The sequence below is a fragment of the Pseudomonas sp. TKO26 genome, assembly GCF_003225665.1.
GTDB lineage: Bacteria > Pseudomonadota > Gammaproteobacteria > Pseudomonadales > Pseudomonadaceae > Aquipseudomonas > Aquipseudomonas saponiphila.
In genome coordinates this window covers 290,720-308,484 of record NZ_QKLN01000004.1, presented here as the reverse complement: position 1 = coordinate 308,484, position 17,765 = coordinate 290,720, and the positions used below count along the sequence as shown (strand labels likewise).

The window sequence follows — 17,765 nt, the reverse complement described above, 5'->3', positions numbered from 1 at the left end:
GCAGGCCGTTCGCCAGCTGATCCGCCGCTGGCAGGCAGCTTACTGCTGGGCTTCGAGCAGCTGGGTCCAGAGTGCCGGGGCGCCGGCAGACTTGGCGATGATTTCCAGGCGCCCCTGGTGCTCGGCCAATTCGGCTTCGCTGGCCTGGATGATCCGTCCCCGTGGACGATCGGCCGGCAGACGGCGGATTTCCGTGGCGCGGTTGCCCGAGCCTTCGCCGGAGCCGTTGCCGTCCGAAGCGTTGCCCGCCAGGGACAGGCTGGTCTGGCCACCGGTCATGGTCAGGTAGACGTCGGCGAGGATCTCCGAGTCGAGCAAGGCGCCGTGCAGTTCACGGCCGGAGTTGTCGACGCCATAGCGCTTGCACAGGGCATCGAGGCTGTTGCGCTGGCCCGGGTGACGCTCACGGGCCATCAACAGGGTGTCGAGGATGCTGCAGTGCTGGGTGATGTCCGCGCGGTCGTGGCGCCCCATCAGGGCGAATTCGTTGTTGATGAAACCAACGTCGAACGCCGCGTTATGGATGATCAGTTGAGCGCCCTGGATAAAGTCGAAGAACTCGTCAGCGACCTCGGCAAAGCGCGGCTTGCCCACCAGGAACTCGTTGGTGATGCCGTGGACGCCGATGGCGCCCTCGTCGCTCTCGCGATCCGGTTGCAGGTAAACGTGGAAGTGCCGCCCGGTCAGGCGCCGACCGATCAACTCGACGCAGCCGATTTCAATGATCCGGTGGCCGTCGGTCACCGGCATACCGGTGGTTTCGGTATCGAGTACAACAGATCTGTTGGCCATCAGTGGTCCGTTCTCAATCTGGCAAAGGGCGGGATTTTAGCATGCCCGGCCCAGGGACAGCGCGCCGCAGGGAACAGGCCGCTGCCGCGCACTTTTTAACAGTTATTCGCAAAGCTGATGAGGTTAGCCCAAGGCCCGGCTGCTAGGGTGCCGCCGATCTTTTCCAGGAAAACCCGCAGTCATGAAGACTCTCCGGCGCAGTCTGCCAAGCCTGCTGTTCATCGCCCTGTTCATTGCAATGTCCGGCAGTTCCAGCCATGCCACCAGCCTGGTGATCAGCACCGACCTGAGCATGAGCGGACTGCTGAGCAGCAGCCAAGGCACGGCCAAGATCAGCAGCTCGTTCAAGGATGACAAGGTTGTCCTGGAAGCCCGCAGCGACGCCGCGGCCTTCGTCGCCAGCGCCGGCGCGATTCGCGGGGCGCGACTGGAATCGGCGTTGCAGCACATTCGCCAGACCCTGCACAACCCGCCCTACAACGACGAACAGCTGGCGGCGGCGATTCTCACCCTGTAACGCCCTCAGCCCTTGTAGCCGCGAACCTCATCCACGCCACGGTTGGCCAACTGGTCGGCCCGCTCGTTGCCGTGGTGACCGGTGTGGCCGCGGACCCACTTCCAGGTGACCTTGTGCCGGTTGACCTGCTCGTCCAACTGCTGCCACAGGTCGGCGTTCTTCACCGGCTCCTTGGCCGCGGTCTTCCAGCCGCGCTTCTTCCAGTTGGCCATCCACTCGTTGATGCCCTTCATCACGTACTGCGAGTCGGTGACCAGCAGCACCTCGCACTCGCGCTTGAGCTCTTCCAGGCCGCGAATCGCCGCCATCAGCTCCATGCGATTGTTGGTGGTGTTGGCTTCGCCTCCCCAGAGTTCCTTCTCGACGCCCTTGAACAACAGCAACGCGCCCCAGCCACCGGGGCCGGGATTGCCCTTGCAGGCACCGTCGGTAAAGATTTCTACGCTATCGCTCATCCACGCCTTCCATCAGAAAATTGCCATTGGCCTGCCGATCACGGTCGACAGCGCCCTGGGCCGAGGTCACTCGGCCGGTCCATATAAAAAGAAGGTTGCTGCAGGTCGTCAGGGTTCGCTGTTACGGCGATTGACCTTGGCCATGGGCAGCGGCACCAGCTTGCCCATGGGTTCGCGTCGCACCTGGCGCACCGGGCGCAGGCCGACCGCGATCTTGCGCGCCACCAGCAGGTAAAAGCCGCCGCCGGCCAGTTGCCACTGCCCAGCCTTGCGCTCCCAGCCCGCCAGTCGCGCCTGCCATGCCTGCGAGGCAAGCGGCGGACGATAGCACCCGAAGCGGCGTTTCTCCAGCGCAAAGCCCAGCAGGTTGAGCCAGTCGCCAACCCGCGAAGGTGAGATGCAACGGGCCTGGCGCAAGGCGTCGTGGGCGAACACATGGCGCAGGCCCCAGGTGCTCCAGGGGTTGATGCCGACAATCAGCAGATGGCCGCCGGGGCGCACGCTGCTGGCGGCCTCGCGTAGCAGGCCATGGGGCGACAGGCAGAAATCCAGGCCGTGCTGCAGCACCACCACATCGGCGGCATGTTCGCTCAGGGGCCAGGCCTGCTCCTCGCAGACGATTTCCACCCCGGGCAACGGCGCCCCCAGGCGCACGTTGCGCTGCACCTGCGGCGCCACCGGAGGGTTTTGCGCCGAAGGCCCGTAATGCACCAGGTAACCGCCAAAGAAGCGCCCCAGTTCCTCTTCGAGCATGCGCCGTTCTTCGTCCAGCAAAAATTGCCCCAGGGGACCGGACAGCCAGTCCCGGGCCGCACTGATCAGGGCCAGCCAGTCGGGATCTGCCTGAGCGAAGGCTTTATCGGTCATTGCATTCTCCAACACGCCAAGAAGCTCTAAGATGCGCCATTGTTTTCCGCTTGGCGAATCCGAAGATGATACAGATCAGTGCCCTGCCCGCCTTCACCGACAACTACATCTGGTTGTTACAAGATCATCGCAGCCAGCGCTGCGCGGTCGTCGATCCGGGCGATGCGGCGCCGGTCCTGGCCTGGCTGGAACAGCACCCGGGCTGGGTTCTGAGCGACATTCTGGTGACCCATCACCACCACGACCACGTCGGCGGTGTCGAGCGTCTGAAGCAGCACAGCGGCGCCACCGTGCATGGCCCGGCGCGGGAAAATATCCCCGGTCGCGATGTAGCCCTGGACGATGCTCAGCGCATCAGCGTCCTCGGCCTGGAGTTCGAGGTGCTGGCCGTGCCCGGTCACACCCTGGGACATATCGCCTACTACCATCACGGCCTGCTGTTCTGCGGCGACACCTTGTTCGCCGCCGGTTGCGGACGCCTGTTCGAAGGCCCCCCGGAACAGATGCACCAGTCCCTCGGGCGCCTCGCCGCGCTGCCGGACGACACCCTGGTCTACTGCACCCACGAATACACCCTGAGCAACCTGCGCTTCGCCCAGGCAGTGGAGCCGGCCAACCCGGACATCGCCCAGCGCCTGGAGAAGGTCACGCAGATGCGTGAGCAAGGACGCATGACCCTGCCATCAACCCTGGCCCTGGAGAAACTGACCAATCCCTTTTTGCGGGTCGGTGAAACATCCGTTAAACAAAAAGCGGACGAACGGACCGGCCTGGATAACCCGTCGCAGAGTGCGGTCTTTGCGGCCCTGAGGGCTTGGAAAGATAAATTCTAAGCAAGCTATCTATTGGTACAAAAATTCTGAATGGTTGACCGCACCCCGGGTGCTTTCTAGAATCGCCCGACATTTTTGCCCGGAACTTACTTCCAGCCAATGTCGTCATCTATTCGTTATTCCATCAGTTCAGACGCATTGACGCGCTTGGCCCAGGCCATCGCGGTAGCTGTGTCAGCGACTCTTGCGGGCTGCCAAAGCACCGGCCATGCCCCGCAGAGCGACGCGACACACACCCAGAATTTCAACGCCCGCATCAAGCAGAAGCCCATCTGGCTGAGCAACCAGCCAAGCCCGCAAGTTCCCCAGGATGTCTGGGAACGCATGCGCCAGGGGTTCCAGTTGCAGGAAGGCCTGGGCGTCAACCCACGTATTGAACAACAGCGCCTGTGGTTCGCCAGCAACCCTTCCTTCCTGGAAAACGCCGGCGAGCGCGGCAGCCTCTATATCCACTACATCGTCGAGCGTCTCGAAGAGCGCAACATGCCGCTGGAACTGGCGCTGCTGCCGGTCATCGAAAGCGCCTACAACCCGCTGGCCTACTCCCGGGCCGATGCCGTGGGCCTGTGGCAATTCGTTCCGGCCACCGGGCGCTACTTCAACCTGCGCCAGACCCGCTTCTACGATGGCCGCCGCGACATCACCGCTTCCACCACCGCGGCCCTGGACTACCTGACCCGCCTGCACGACATGTTCAACGGCGACTGGCTGCTGGCCCTGGCCGCCTACAACGCCGGCGAAGGCACCGTGAGCCGGGCCATCGAGCGCAATGACAAGCTCGGCCTGCCCACCGACTACTGGAACCTGCCGCTGCCAGCGGAAACCCAAGCCTACGTGCCCAAGCTCCTGGCCCTGTCCCAGGTGGTGCTGGCCCCTCAGGCCTACGGCGTGAACCTCAACCCGATCGCCAACGAACCCTACTTCCAGGTCGTGGAAATCAACCAGCGCATGGACCTGTCCAAGGTCGCGGCGGTAGCCAACATCGACGAGGACGAGCTGTTCCAGCTCAACCCGGCGTTCAAGCAGCGCACCACCATCGACGGCCCGCAGCACCTGCTGGTGCCCACGTCCAAGGCCCAGCTGCTGACCACCAGCCTGTCCACCATGAAACCCGAAGAGCTGATCAGCAAGCGCTCCCTCAAACCGGTCTTCGACGGTGATGAAGGGCGTGATTCGCTGCGTCCCAAGCGCATCTACCGGGTCAAGAGTGGTGACAACCTGGCACTGATCGCCAAGGCCAACAAGGTCGAGGTCCAGGATCTGCAACGCTGGAACAAACTCAGCGGCAAGAACCTCAAGGTCGGCCAGACCCTGGTAATGCAGGACACCCGCAAGGTGGCCGGCAAGAAAACCAGCCTTGCCAGCAACGGCAAGAAGAAGTCGACCCAGTACAAGGTCAAGCAAGGCGACTCGCTGTACATGGTGGCCAAGCGCTTCAACGTCGAGATGCAGCACCTCAAGCGCTGGAACCCCCGCGCGGCACAGGCCCTCAAGCCCGGCCAGACGCTCACGGTCTACCTGCCGCACTGAAATATCCCCCTGTAGGAGCCGGCGAACAGCCTTCGCCGGCAGGCCGGCTGCTACAGGAGATTTCAATTGCACAACGCTTGCACCAGCGTACTTTTTCCTGCTGATACAAGCTGTTACTGTACGGAGCATTAAGCCCAAGCCGCCTGGTACGGATCTCTGACTCGATGCGTCCCCTCCTCCTGCTCTTCTTCAGTCTGGCCTTGAGCTTTCCCGCAAGCGCGACGATCACCGAAAGTCATGGTTATGCGCAGTTTGGCACGCTCAAGTACCCGGCCAGATTCACCCACTTCGACTGGGTAAATCCCGCTGCGCCCAAAGGCGGCACCCTACGGGTCATGGCCTTTGGCACCTTCGACACCCTCAACCCCTACACCTTCAAGGGCACCAGCCCGGTCGCCACGCCGAACTTCCTGCAATACGGGGTCAACGAACTCAACGAACCGCTGATGGTGGGCACCGGCCTGTATGCACCCTCCGGTGACGAACCCACCTCCAGCTACGGGCTGATCGCCCGCTCGGTGGAATACAGCGAGGACCGCAGCTGGGTGGTGTTCAATCTGCGCCCTGAAGCGCGCTTTCACGATGGCCAGCCGATCACCGCCTATGACGTGGCGTTTTCCTACCGCCTGCTGCTCAAGGAAGGCCACCCGCAATACCGCACCAACCTGCAGGAAGTGCAACGGGTGGACATCCTCGGCCCGCAGCGCATCCGCTTCGTGTTCAAGCGCGCCGGCAATCCTCTGCTGATCCTGCGCCTGGGCGAGCTGCCGGTGCTGCCCCAGCACTACTGGAAGGACCGCGATTTCAAGGCCACCACCTTCACCCCGCCCCTGGGCAGCGGCCCCTATCGCATCACCCAGGTCCAGCCTGGACGCCAACTGGTGTTCGAACGGGTCCAGGACTACTGGGGCAAGGACTTGCCGGTCAACCGCGGCTTCAACAACTTCGACCGGGTCGAGGTGGAGTTCTACCGCGACAGCGACGTGGCCTTCGAAGCCTTCAAGGCCGGCGAATTCGACATCTACATCGAACACCAGGCCAAGAACTGGGCCAACGGCTACAACTTTCCCGCGGTCAATCGCGGCGAGGTGATCAAGGCCCAGGTGGCACACCAGATCCCCACCCAGACCCAGGGCCTGTTCATGAACACCCGGCGCAACCTGTTCGCCGACGTGCGAGTGCGAGAAGCCCTGGGCCTGATGTTCGACTTCGAATGGACCAACCGCACCCTGTTCAGCGGTGCCTACCAGCGCGCCCTGAGCTACTACCCCAACAGCCAATTCTCCGCCACGGGCCTGCCGGTGGGACAGGAGTGGCTGCTGCTGTCGCCTTACCGCGAGCAACTGCCGGCCAGCCTGTTCACCCAGGCCTTCAGCCTGCCCCGCACCGAGGGCCGCGGCATCCCCCGCCAGACCCTGCGCCGCGCCCTGGGGCTGCTGGCCGAAGCCGGCTGGAAGCTCAACGGCCAGCGCCTGCAGAACGGCACCGGGCAGCCACTGCGTTTTGAACTGATGCTGGTCAATCCCAACCTGGAACGGATTCTCCAGCCCTACGTGGAGAACCTGGCGAGCATCGGCATCGAGGCGCGCCTGCGCACCGTGGACCGGGCGCAATACAAGCAGCGCCTGGACCAGTTCGACTACGACATGATCCTCATGACCCTCAACCAGACCCTGAGCCCGGGCCTGGAGCAATGGCAGTACTTCCACTCCAGCCAGGTTTCGGTCAAGGGCAGCAAGAACTATGCAGGCATCAACAACCCGATTGTCGATCACCTGCTGGAGCAACTGCTGGCCGCCCAGAGCCGCGACGAACAACTGGCCGCCGGCCGCGCCCTGGACCGGGTGCTGCTGTGGCAGCACTACATGATTCCCAACTGGTACCTCAACTATCACCGACTGGCCTACCGCAACCGGTTCGCCTTCGTCGCCACGCCGCCCTACAACCTGGGCTTGAACGCCTGGTGGCTGAAGTCCCTGGAGACTCCCCAATGATGCCTCTGCGAGCCCTGCTCCTGCGCGCCGGCGGCCTGTTGTTCGGCGTCATCGCCTGCTATGCCCAGGCTGCGCCGCAACACGCCCTGACCCTGTACAACGAAGCGCCGAAATACCCGGCGAGCTTCCAGCACTTCGACTTCGTCGACCCCCAGGCGCCCAAGGGCGGCACCTTTCGCATGGCCGGCTTCGGCAGTTTCGACAGCCTCAACCCCTTCATCAGCAAGGGCGTGCCCGAGCAGAACATCGGCCTGATCTACGACACCCTGATGACCCAGAGCCTGGACGAGCCCTTCACCGAATACGGGCTGGTGGCGGGCAAGATCGAGAAAGCCCCGGACAACAGCTGGGTGCGCTTCTACCTGCGGCCCGAAGCCCGCTTCAATGACGGCCAGCCGATTCGCGCCGAGGACGTGGTGTTCAGCTTCCAGACTCTTATGAGCGCCGGCTCGCCGCTGTACCGCGGCTACTACGCCGACGTCGACCAGGTGATCGCCGAAGACCCGCTGCGGGTGCTGTTCAAGTTCAAGCACAACAACAATCGCGAGCTGCCGCTGATCCTCGGCCAGCTGACGGTGCTGCCCAAGCACTGGTGGGAAAGCCGCGACTTTGCCAAGAGCAACCTGGAAGTGCCCCTGGGCAGCGGCCCCTACCGGGTGAGCGCGGTCAAGGCCGGGCGCTCGATCCGCTACGAGCGGGTCAAGGACTACTGGGGCCGCGACCTGCCGGTGAACCGCGGTTTCTACAATTTCGACGTGATCACCAGCGATTACTACCGCGACAACACCGTGGCCCTGGAAGCGCTCAAGGCCGGCCAGTTCGACTACTGGCTGGAGATCAGCGCAAAGAACTGGGCCAACGCCTACAACACCCCGGCCGTGGCCCAGGGCCGGCTGATCAAGGAACAGATCGCCAACGGCAACCCCACCGGCATGCAGGGCTTTGTCTTCAATACCCGTCGGCCAATGTTCCAGGACGTGCGGGTGCGTCACGCCCTGAGCCTGCTGCTGGATTTCGAATGGAGCAACAAGCAGCTGTTCAACGGGGCCTACACCCGCACCCGCAGTTACTTCGAGAACTCGGAAATGGCCGCCACCGGCCTGCCGGGCCCCGAGGAGCTGGCGATCCTCGAACCGCTGCGGGGCAAAATCCCGCCCCAGGTGTTCGACCAGGCCTTCTCGCCTTCGGTGTGCGACGGCAGCGGCATGATCCGCGCCCAGCAGCGCCAGGCCTACCAACTGTTGCAGGAAGCCGGCTGGCGCATCGTCGACGACAAGATGGTCGACCCCCAGGGCAAGCCGCTGGTGATCGAGTTCCTCCTGGCCCAGACCGAGTTCGAACGGGTGTTGCTGCCGTTCAAGCGCAACCTGGCCGACCTGGGCATCGACCTGGTGATCCGCCGGGTCGACGTATCCCAGTACATCACCCGGGTGCGCTCGCGTGACTTCGACATGATCGTCGGCAGCTTCCCCCAGTCCAACTCCCCGGGCAACGAGCAGCGCGAGTTCTGGATGTCCTCCAGCGCCGACAAGCCCGGCAGCCGCAACTACATCGGCCTCAAGGACCCGGCCATCGACAGCCTGGTGGAAAGCCTGATCAACGCCGATTCGCGCGCCAGCCTGGTGGCCCACGCCCGGGCCCTGGACCGGGTCCTGCAATGGGGCTACTACGTGATCCCCAACTGGCACATCAAGACCTGGCGCGTGGCCTACTGGAATCACATCGGCCACCCGAAAGTCGCGCCCAAGTACGACATCGGCATCAACACCTGGTGGATCAAGCCCGATGCCAAGCCCGCCGTAGAACCGGCCCCGGACCAGGCGGCCGCAGCCGACAGGGAGCAATGACATGCTGGCCTACATCTTTCGCCGACTGCTGCTGATCATCCCCACCCTGCTGGGCATCCTGCTGATCAACTTCGTGATCATCCAGGCCGCCCCGGGTGGCCCGGTGGAGCAGATGATCGCCAAGCTCGAAGGCTTCGACAGCGCCACCAGCCGCATCGCCGGCGGCGGTGCCGAAGTCTCGGTGGCAGGCTCCAGCTACCGCGGCGCCCAGGGCCTGGACCCGGCGCTGATCAAGGAAATCGAGCACATGTACGGCTTCGACAAATCGGCGCCGGAACGCCTGTGGATCATGATCAAGAACTACGCCACCCTGGATTTCGGCAACAGCTTCTTCCGCGACGCCAAGGTAGTGGACCTGATCAAGGAAAAGATGCCGGTGTCCATCTCCCTCGGGCTCTGGAGCACGCTGATCATGTACCTGGTGTCGATCCCCCTGGGGATCGCCAAGGCCACCCGCCACGGCAGCCACTTCGATGTCTGGACCAGCTCGGCGATCATCGTCGGCTACGCGATCCCGGCCTTCCTGTTCGCCATCCTGCTGATCGTGGTGTTCGCCGGTGGCAGCTATTTCAACTGGTTCCCGCTGCGCGGCCTGACCTCCAACGACTTCGACCAACTGAGCTGGGGACGCAAGATCCTCGACTACTTCTGGCACCTTGCGCTGCCGGTCACCGCCCTGGTGATCGGCCACTTCGCCACCATGACCCTGCTGACCAAGAACAGCTTCCTCGACGAGATCAACAAGCAGTACGTGGTCACCGCCAAGGCCAAGGGCCTGACCCAGCGCCGGGTGCTCTACGGCCATGTGTTCCGCAACGCCATGCTGCTGGTGATCGCCGGCTTCCCCTCGGCCTTCATCGGTATCTTCTTCACCGGCTCCCTGCTGGTGGAAGTGATCTTCTCCCTCGACGGCCTGGGCCTGATGAGCTTCGAGGCGGCGATCAACCGCGACTACCCGGTGGTGTTCGGCACCCTGTTCATCTTCACCCTGCTGGGGCTGGTGGTGAAACTGATCGGCGACTTGACCTACACCCTGGTCGACCCACGCATCGACTTCGACAGCCGGGAGCATTGAGATGAACCTGTCCCCCCTCAATCGCCGGCGCTTCGAGCGCTTCAAGGCCAACAAGCGCGGCTGGTGGTCGCTGTGGCTGTTCCTGGTGCTGTTCATCCTCAGCCTGGGCGCCGAGCTGATCGCCAACGACAAGCCGCTGGTGGTGCACTACGAAGACGGCTGGTACTTCCCGGCCCTCAAGCGCTACCCGGAAACCACCTTCGGCGGCGAGTTCCCCCTGGAAGCCAACTACAAGAGCCCCTACATCCGCGAGCTGCTGGCACAGAAAGACGCCTGGGTGCTGTGGGCGCCGATCCCCTTCAGCTACCAGAGCATCAACTATGACCTGCGGGTGCCAGCCCCGGCGCCGCCCTCGGCGGACAACCTGCTGGGCACCGACGACCAGGGCCGCGATGTGCTGGCCCGGGTGATCTACGGTTTTCGCATCTCGGTGCTGTTCGCCCTGACCCTGACCATCCTCAGCTCGATCATCGGGGTGATCGCCGGCGCCCTGCAGGGCTTCTACGGCGGCTGGGTGGACCTGGCCGGGCAGCGTTTCCTGGAAATCTGGTCCGGGCTGCCGGTGCTCTACCTGCTGATCATCCTCGCCAGTTTCGTGCAGCCGAACTTCTGGTGGCTGCTGGGGATCATGCTGCTGTTCTCCTGGATGAGCCTGGTGGACGTGGTACGTGCCGAGTTCCTGCGCGGGCGCAACCTGGAATACGTGCGCGCGGCCCGGGCCCTGGGCATGCAGAACGGCGCCATCATGTTCCGCCACATCCTGCCCAACGCCATGGTGTCCACCATGACTTTCATGCCCTTTATCCTCACCGGCGCCATCGGCACCCTCACCGCCCTGGACTTCCTCGGCTTCGGCCTGCCGCCGGGGGCACCGTCCCTCGGCGAGCTGGTGGCCCAGGGCAAGTCCAACCTGCAGGCGCCGTGGCTGGGCATCAGCGCCTTTGCGGTGCTGGCGATCATGCTCAGCCTGCTGGTGTTTATCGGTGAATCCGCCCGCGATGCCTTCGACCCGAGGAAATGACATGACCCAGGACACTCTGATCGAAGTCCGCGACCTGGCGGTGGAATTCGTCGCCGGCGACCAGTGCCAGCGCGTGGTGGAAGGCATCAGCTTCGACATCAAGCGCGGCGAAACCCTGGCCCTGGTCGGGGAAAGCGGCTCCGGCAAATCGGTGACCGCCCACTCGATCCTGCGCCTCTTGCCTTACCCCCTGGCCCAGCACCCGTCCGGCAGCATCCAGTACTCCGGGCACGACCTGCTGACTCTCAAGGAAAAGACCATCCGCCACATCCGTGGCAACCGCATCGCGATGATCTTCCAGGAGCCCATGACCTCGCTGAACCCGCTGCACAGCATCGAGAAGCAGATCAACGAGGTGCTGGGCATCCACAAGGGCCTGACCGGCAAGGTCGCCAGCAGGCGCACCCTGGAGCTGCTGGAACTGGTGGGCATTCCCGAGCCGCACAAGCGCCTCAAGGCCCTGCCCCACGAACTGTCCGGCGGCCAGCGGCAACGGGTGATGATCGCCATGGCCCTGGCCAACGAGCCGGAGCTGCTGATCGCCGACGAACCGACCACGGCGCTGGACGTCACCGTGCAGCTGAAGATCCTCGAACTGCTCAAGGAACTGCAGGCGCGCCTGGGCATGGCCTTGCTGCTGATCAGCCACGACCTGAACCTGGTGCGGCGCATTGCCCACCGGGTCTGCGTCATGCAGCAGGGGCGCATCGTCGAACAGGCGTCCTGCGAGGAGCTGTTCCGCGCGCCGCAGCACCCCTACACCCGGGAACTGCTGGCCGCGGAGCCCAGCGGCCTGCCGGCGAGCAATGAAGTCGGCCCTCCGTTGCTGGAAGTGGACAACCTCAAGGTCTGGTTCCCGATCAAGAAAGGCCTGCTGCGCAGCACCGTGGATCACGTCAAGGCGGTGGACGGCATCCACTTCAGCCTGACCCAGGGCCAGACCCTGGGCATCGTCGGCGAGAGCGGCTCGGGCAAGTCGACCCTGGGCCTGGCGATCCTGCGCCTGATCGCCAGCCAGGGTGGCATTCGCTTCGAGGGCCAGCAGCTGGACGCCCTGTCTCAGCAACAGGTACGGCCGCTGCGGCGGGAAATGCAGGTGGTGTTCCAGGACCCCTTCGGCAGCCTCAGCCCGCGCATGAGCGTCAGCCAGATCGTTGGCGAAGGCTTGCGCATCCACAAGATCGGCAGTGAACAGGAGCAGGAACAGGCGATCATCGAAGCGCTCAAGGAAGTCGGCCTGGACCCGGACACCCGGCACCGCTACCCCCACGAGTTTTCCGGTGGGCAACGCCAGCGCATCGCCATCGCCCGGGCCCTGGTGCTCAAGCCGCGACTGATCCTGCTGGACGAGCCGACCTCGGCCCTGGACCGCACCGTGCAGCGCCAGGTGGTGGAACTGCTGCGCAACCTGCAACGCAAGTACAACCTGACCTACCTGTTCATCAGCCACGACCTGGCGGTGGTCAAGGCCCTGAGCCACCAGCTGATGGTGATCAAGCACGGCCAGGTGGTGGAACAGGGTGACGCGCGCCCCATCTTCGACGCCCCGCAACACCCTTACACACAACAACTGCTGGAAGCCGCCTTTCTGGTTCCGGCAAGCGCCGAATAACCTGCAACAGGAGCAGCAACTTGTGGGTTTTCTGGCTGGGAAGCGTGTCCTGATCGTCGGCGGCGAACAGCCTCAAGCCACAGCCCCAATGGCGCCGCGGACACCGTCGCCAGCCTTGGCGCGCAAACGCAAAGCCGGGCCAATGCCGCCGGGGTGAACATCGAGGAAAACCATGCCCCGCCGTCCATCGAGCGCAGCCAGTAGCGGCCGGCATCCTTGGTTGGCCGCCCCGCTCCAGGTTTCGGGGCTTGCCTGGCGCGCCTTCAGTGGGTCTGCTTGTGCAGGTACATGGCCTTGTCGGCATCGGCCAGAAGGTCCTCGATACCGGCGTGACGCTCGGGGTCGTACTCGATCTGGCCGACGCTGAAGCGGATGTCGTAGCCGCGTTTCAGGGTGGCGTTGCGTTCATTGAGCAGTTCACCGAGGCGCGCCATGATCGCCGACGTCTCGACGTGATCGGCAGCGGTCAGCAGGGCCACGAATTCATCGTCGCCCAGGCGACCGATCACATCACTCTCGCGAAAGGCGATGCGCAGTACATCGGCAAAGGTCTTCAATGCCCCGTCGCCTTCGGCATGGCCGTAGCTGTCGTTGATCTGCTTGAACTCGTTGAGGTCGAAAAACAGCAGGGTCGCCGGTTTCTCCAGGCGCTTGCAGACCCCAAGGGCGTGCCGGGCCAGGGCTTCGAAGCCGCGCCGATTGGACAGCAGGGTGAGCTCATCCATGCTGGCCATCTGCACGGCCGCCAGCTCCTGCTCGGCCATGCGCGCCAGGTCCCGCAGCAGGGCACGCTCCTCGTCGTCCAGATCCCGGGGCTTGACGTCGATCAGGCACAGGGTGCCCAAGGCACTGCCATTGGACACGGTCAGGGGGCAACCGGCATAGAAACGAATCCCTGGCTCGCCGATGACCAGGGGATTGTCATGGAAACGCTCGTCCAGCTCGGCGTCGCGCACGGTAAAGATCTGGTCGCCAAGAATCGCGTGGCCGCAGAAGGAAATATCCCGCGCCGTCTCGGTGGCATTCAGCCCCACACTCGACTTGAACCATTGCCGGTCACTGTCCACCAGGCTGACCAGGGCGATCGGCACATTGAACAAGCGCTTGGCCAGCCGGGTCAGGCGGTCGAAGCGCTCTTGCGGCGAGGTGTCGAGAATATTCAGCTCCTTCAGGGTTTGAACTCGCAGGGCCTCATTGTTGGGTTTGCCTGGGTACAACATCGCTGACTCCACTCGCGGCTAAGACCGCAAGCGTAGTTCAGTTTGAGCGGCGCCCGGCACGCCACGAGCGGGCGTGCCCGCCTCTGCTTGGTCGCACTCAGACCCGTGCGGTCAACAGAATCCGCGCGTAGCCGCCGACGAACAGGGCAAACGCCAGGGCCCCCAGCGCCGCCGACAACCCCAGGCCCAGGGCGCTGAACGGCACCAGCAGCACCCGGCATAGCGCCGCCAGGAACAGCAAGGCAAAGGCCCCGGCCATGGCCCGGGTCACCTGCAGCGGGCGGCCGCTATGGCCCAGGCTGACCCGGGCGATCATCCCCAGCACCAGCCCGCCAAGGCCGCCCAGCGCCAAGGCATGGGTCACCAGACTCTGCGACGGCCAGCCGCCCAGGTGCCACAGCGCCATGCCCAGGGTGGCCAGCGCCAGCCACAGGTAGCCCAGGTACAGCGACCACAGCAGCGGCAGCCGCCACAGCCCCGGCTGGTGCCAGTGCCACAGGCGCCACAGATGCAGGGCCGCCAGCACAGCGAACAACGGCGCCAGCCAGGGCCGAGGCGCATCAGCGCCGCCCAGGGCCATGGAGATCGCCGCCAGCAGGCTGCCCAGCAGCAATATGCGGGTGGGCCAGGGCGAAGTCGGTGGCGCTGGCGGCCGATTGAGCCCGCGCTGGATGAAGAACGGGATCACCCGGCCGCCGATCACCGTCATCAGGGCCGCCACCAGCCACAGCGCCCCCAGCTCGCCGTGGCGCTGCCAGACTTCCTGCGCCGCCAGCAGGCCCAGCAGGGTCTGCCCCTGAAACAGTGCCAGCAGGCCCAGGATCAGCACCATGGGGTAGTTGTCGCGCTTGCCCGCGCGCCACAGTTCACGCCCCACCAGCGCGGCCAGCGCCGGTATGAAGGCCAGTTGCAGCACCAGGAACAATGGCGTCGGCAGCGGCAGCCACCAGGCCAGCCGCGCCAGCAGCCAGAGCAGCCACAACAGGATCAGCGGCGTGCGACTGAGGGCCGGGCGCCCGGTCCAGTTGGCCACCGCCGTCAGCAGGAACCCGGCAATGATCGCCACGGCAAAGCCGAACAGCATCTCGTGCCGATGCCACGCCAGCATGCCGCCCAGCGGCTGGCGGCCGCTCCAGATACCTTGCAGCCACAGGCCCCAGCCCACCAGGGCGATACAGGCAAACGCCGCGCCGGCGAGAAAAAACGGCCGAAAGCCCAGGCTCCACAGCGGCTGCGCGGCCCATTGCCGCCAACGTTCAGGCAACGACACAGGCAGCCCTCCCCCAGCTCGGGACAGGCAACGGCGAATTGCAGTAACAGGTCATGCGCGGAACTCCTTGGCCAATCAGCGATGCATCAGCACTATCAGGTTTCATGCCAAGACCAGCGCCCGGCAAAACCGTGGCCGCCACTCGACCACGAGTCTTTATGACCAGAAAAACCCAGGTCATAAAGACCACGCAACAAGTCAATCCGACTCTATTTTGCCAGCTGCGTTTTTCCGCCCAAGGGCGTAGATTGGCAGCCCTTGTCGCCCCCCCTACTCCACAAGGATGTCCCCGGTGCCCTCCCGTCCCAGCGCCCCGTCCGAAAAAAGCCTGCCGCGCCTGTTGCTGGAACTGCTCTGGCAGTTGAGCGCCCTGCTGATCCCGATCTTCTTCGTCACCCTGTTGCCGCCGCTCCTGGCCCTGGCCGTGGTGCTCGTCTGCGCCGCCGGCATGGCCCTGACGGCTCGCCTGGGCTGGCCCCGGACCGCTCGCGCCATGGCCCGGCTGATGATCAGCGCGGTGTTCGGCCTGGGTTTCAGCCTGGGTCGGGCATTGCCGGCGTACTGGGACATCGCCGCGGCCTTCGTCAGCATCCTGGTGGGTATGGGCACCATCAGCCACCTGGAGCGACGCCTGGGCCTGGTCCAGTCACCCGCGGCCAGCAACAGCGCCTGGGGCGGCAACGAGCCGCAGAGCACCCCGGAAGGCCTGCCGATCCGCGTGTTCAACCACGGCGAAATCGCCATGGGCGGCCCGACCTATTGCGACTACCTGTTCCCGGACGGCGTGCTGCTGCAAGGACTGGGGTCGTCGGCGCGCTTCTCCAGCGACGGGCGCTACTTCGCCGCGCCCTTGCCATCCCGCCAACAGTGGGGCCTGGCGATCCTCGACCGCTCGCTGCGCCGCCTGTACCGCTGCGACCACGGCGAGTTCTGGGAGCTGGACGCCTTCGCCACAGACCACCTGAGCGGGCGGCACAGCCCCCTGGTGGACAACGGCTCGCGCCACGCCAGCCTGGCCACGCTGTTGGAGAGTGCCGAAGCGATCGACCTGCTGGCGGTGGCCGATCTGTGGCTGGAGCCCGGCGCCTGGGCCGACAACCTGGCCCGGCAGAGCTTCGAGGAATTGTCCCCGGACGGGCGTCATCGGCTCCAGGCGCGGATGGCCCTGCCCACCTGCTTGCGGGACTTGCCCCAACCCCTGGAGCCGCTGCGGGCACCGCCTTACCAGCTGAACCTGGACGGCCAGCCCAGCGGCCTGCTGATCGGCGCCGACAGCCCACGTTGCTGGAGCCGCGACAGCTGCTCCCTGGCCTGCAGCGCCCGCGAGGAACAGCAAGCCGATCAGCCCAGTACCTGGCTGTGGCAGGCGGACCGAGGCTGGCGCCGACTGCCACAGCCCTGGATCGCCAGCCCGGCGGAACCTTCTTTTTACCCCGGCGCCCTGCTGGAGCTGGACAGCCGTTACCTGCGTCACGCGGCCTACCTGGATTGCGCCGAGATCGACCGGGGGCGCTACGGCTATCGCCTGCACAGCATCCATAGCGACACCGAAACCGGCGTCGGCCACGACCCTGAGGGTTGCCTGCAGGTCGCGCCGCTGCCGCTGGTACAAACCCGACTGTGCCAGCCCCTGGACAGCGGCGGCGGCCGCGGTGACAGCCAGATCGAGTCACAGCCGCTGCTGGATGGCCAGCGGGCGCTGTTCAGCTGGCTGGCCGACGATGCACAGGGCATGGGCGCCTACACCTGCAGGATCGGCGACTGGCAACTGCCCGGGCGCTGGCGGCTGGACCATCGGGTGTCCGACTGCCAGCGCTATCTGGCCCTGCTGCCTTTTACCCAGCTCTCCCAGGTCAGCGACCGGGCGGTGGTGGCCGACCTGCAGCAGCAACGCCTGCTGCACAGCCCGCCGCTGCTGGCGGCACGCCTGCTGGACTTGCGCCATGGCCAGTTGAGCCTGGCGGTGATCGTCGGGCGCCTCGACCAGGACCTGCCGAGCAGCCCCCTGCAACGCTTCAACCGACCCGCGCCGGCGCCCGACCAGGCTGCCGGGTTCTGCGCCGATCAGGACGACTCCCAGCTGTGCTACCAACGCCAGCACCTGCAGATCACCGAGCAGCAACTGCTGCCGCTGGCCGACTGGCGCCTGGTGGAGCGGCCCCAGGCCGCGGTGGCGGAAGGCGACTTCATCCAGCCGGCCCCCGACGGCCGGGATGCCGCCTGGCTGTTCGGCAGTGAAACCGAATACGCCGACAGCTGGCTGCGGGAACCCAGCCCGCGCCTGGGCGGCCACTTGCTCACCGCCAGCGGCTGCGCCCTGACGGACCTGGCGCCGTCGCTGATCTGGTCCGCCGATGGCCGTTATCTGGCCCTGACCCGGCTGCGCCTCGACGTCGAAGACGGCTACCGCGCCTGGCAGCTGTTGCTGCTGGATGTGCGCCAGCGCAGCCTGCGCATCGCCCCACAGTGGCTGCGCCACCGGCCGCTGTTGCAGCGCTTCGACCACCAGGAACTGGAGTTGCGCCTGTACGAACGGGATTGGCAGGCCGCGGATGACAACGATCCGGGCCGCAGCCTGCGCCTACCCCTGGCCGAGTTGCTCGACCTGCCCGCCCGGGCCCTGGAGTCCCATCAGGGCCTGTGGCTGCTTGCCGCCGACGCGCACCTGGCCGGCGCCTGGCAGGCCCTGCCGCGCCCGGAGCATCCGGCGTTTTGCGAGAGTGCCTGAAGCC

The 17,765-nt window shown here is 65.2% G+C and carries 14 protein-coding genes; 9 read left to right on the top strand and 5 right to left on the bottom strand.

From position 1 onward, the window contains the following. Positions 1-39: 39 nt before the first annotated feature. A complete protein-coding gene (gene dnaQ / locus DNK59_RS08510) occupies positions 40-792 on the bottom strand; it encodes a DNA polymerase III subunit epsilon (protein WP_110722926.1) in 753 nt (250 codons plus the stop codon). Between the two features lie 181 nt (positions 793-973). Here dnaQ and DNK59_RS08505 point away from each other — a divergent pair, with 181 nt between their 5' ends. Continuing rightward, complete coding sequence (locus DNK59_RS08505; RefSeq protein ID WP_110722925.1) at positions 974-1,309, top strand: DUF2388 domain-containing protein; 336 nt, start codon at positions 974-976, stop codon at positions 1,307-1,309. A 5-nt stretch (positions 1,310-1,314) separates the two neighbouring features. On the opposite strand, the gene rnhA is transcribed toward DNK59_RS08505, so the two are convergent. Together rnhA and DNK59_RS08495 are read right to left on the bottom strand one after the other, a co-directional pair. Next, positions 1,315-1,764 (bottom strand): ribonuclease HI, encoded by a 450-nt coding sequence (gene rnhA / locus DNK59_RS08500; protein WP_110722924.1) that lies wholly within the window; start codon positions 1,762-1,764, stop codon positions 1,315-1,317. A gap of 108 nt (positions 1,765-1,872) precedes the next feature. Beyond that, positions 1,873-2,631: a methyltransferase domain-containing protein gene (locus tag DNK59_RS08495; RefSeq protein WP_060839060.1), complete on the bottom strand. Its 759-nt coding sequence runs from the start codon at positions 2,629-2,631 to the stop codon at positions 1,873-1,875. Between the two features lie 65 nt (positions 2,632-2,696). On the opposite strand from DNK59_RS08495, the gene gloB reads away from it, so the two are divergent. From gloB to DNK59_RS08460, 7 genes are all read left to right on the top strand, one after another. Next, entirely contained in the window at positions 2,697-3,464 is a 768-nt protein-coding gene (gene gloB, locus DNK59_RS08490; RefSeq protein WP_110722923.1) for a hydroxyacylglutathione hydrolase, read from the top strand. Between the two features lie 99 nt (positions 3,465-3,563). Next, entirely contained in the window at positions 3,564-4,994 is a 1,431-nt protein-coding gene (locus tag DNK59_RS08485) for a LysM peptidoglycan-binding domain-containing protein (protein ID WP_092314425.1), read from the top strand. Positions 4,995-5,158: 164 nt separating this feature from the next. Then, entirely contained in the window at positions 5,159-6,988 is a 1,830-nt protein-coding gene (locus DNK59_RS08480) for an extracellular solute-binding protein (RefSeq protein WP_110722922.1), read from the top strand. Continuing rightward, positions 6,985-8,835 (top strand): extracellular solute-binding protein, encoded by a 1,851-nt coding sequence (locus tag DNK59_RS08475; protein ID WP_110722921.1) that lies wholly within the window; start codon positions 6,985-6,987, stop codon positions 8,833-8,835. Before DNK59_RS08480 ends, DNK59_RS08475 begins: the two co-directional genes overlap by 4 nt. Position 8,836: 1 nt before the next feature. Next, positions 8,837-9,910 carry a microcin C ABC transporter permease YejB gene (locus DNK59_RS08470; protein WP_092314419.1) on the top strand — a complete coding sequence of 358 codons (1,074 nt, stop codon included), beginning with the start codon at positions 8,837-8,839 and terminating at the stop codon, positions 9,908-9,910. Position 9,911: 1 nt separating this feature from the next. Then, positions 9,912-10,931 carry an ABC transporter permease gene (locus tag DNK59_RS08465; protein WP_110722920.1) on the top strand — a complete coding sequence of 340 codons (1,020 nt, stop codon included), beginning with the start codon at positions 9,912-9,914 and terminating at the stop codon, positions 10,929-10,931. A gap of 1 nt (position 10,932) precedes the next feature. After that, a complete protein-coding gene (locus DNK59_RS08460) occupies positions 10,933-12,543 on the top strand; it encodes an ABC transporter ATP-binding protein (RefSeq protein ID WP_110722919.1) in 1,611 nt (536 codons plus the stop codon). Positions 12,544-12,806: 263 nt separating this feature from the next. On the opposite strand, the gene DNK59_RS08455 is transcribed toward DNK59_RS08460, so the two are convergent. Together DNK59_RS08455 and DNK59_RS08450 are read right to left on the bottom strand one after the other, a co-directional pair. Further along, positions 12,807-13,763 carry a sensor domain-containing diguanylate cyclase gene (locus DNK59_RS08455; protein WP_110722918.1) on the bottom strand — a complete coding sequence of 319 codons (957 nt, stop codon included), beginning with the start codon at positions 13,761-13,763 and terminating at the stop codon, positions 12,807-12,809. Between the two features lie 97 nt (positions 13,764-13,860). After that, the gene (locus tag DNK59_RS08450) at positions 13,861-15,033 is read right to left on the bottom strand and encodes an NnrS family protein (RefSeq protein WP_110722917.1); all 1,173 of its coding nucleotides are present in this window, start codon (positions 15,031-15,033) and stop codon (positions 13,861-13,863) included. 283 nt (positions 15,034-15,316) lie between these two features. On the opposite strand from DNK59_RS08450, the gene DNK59_RS08445 reads away from it, so the two are divergent. Beyond that, on the top strand, positions 15,317-17,761 hold the full coding sequence (locus DNK59_RS08445; RefSeq protein ID WP_110722916.1) for a hypothetical protein: 2,445 nt from the start codon (positions 15,317-15,319) through the stop codon (positions 17,759-17,761). The last annotated feature ends 4 nt before the right edge of the window (positions 17,762-17,765 follow it).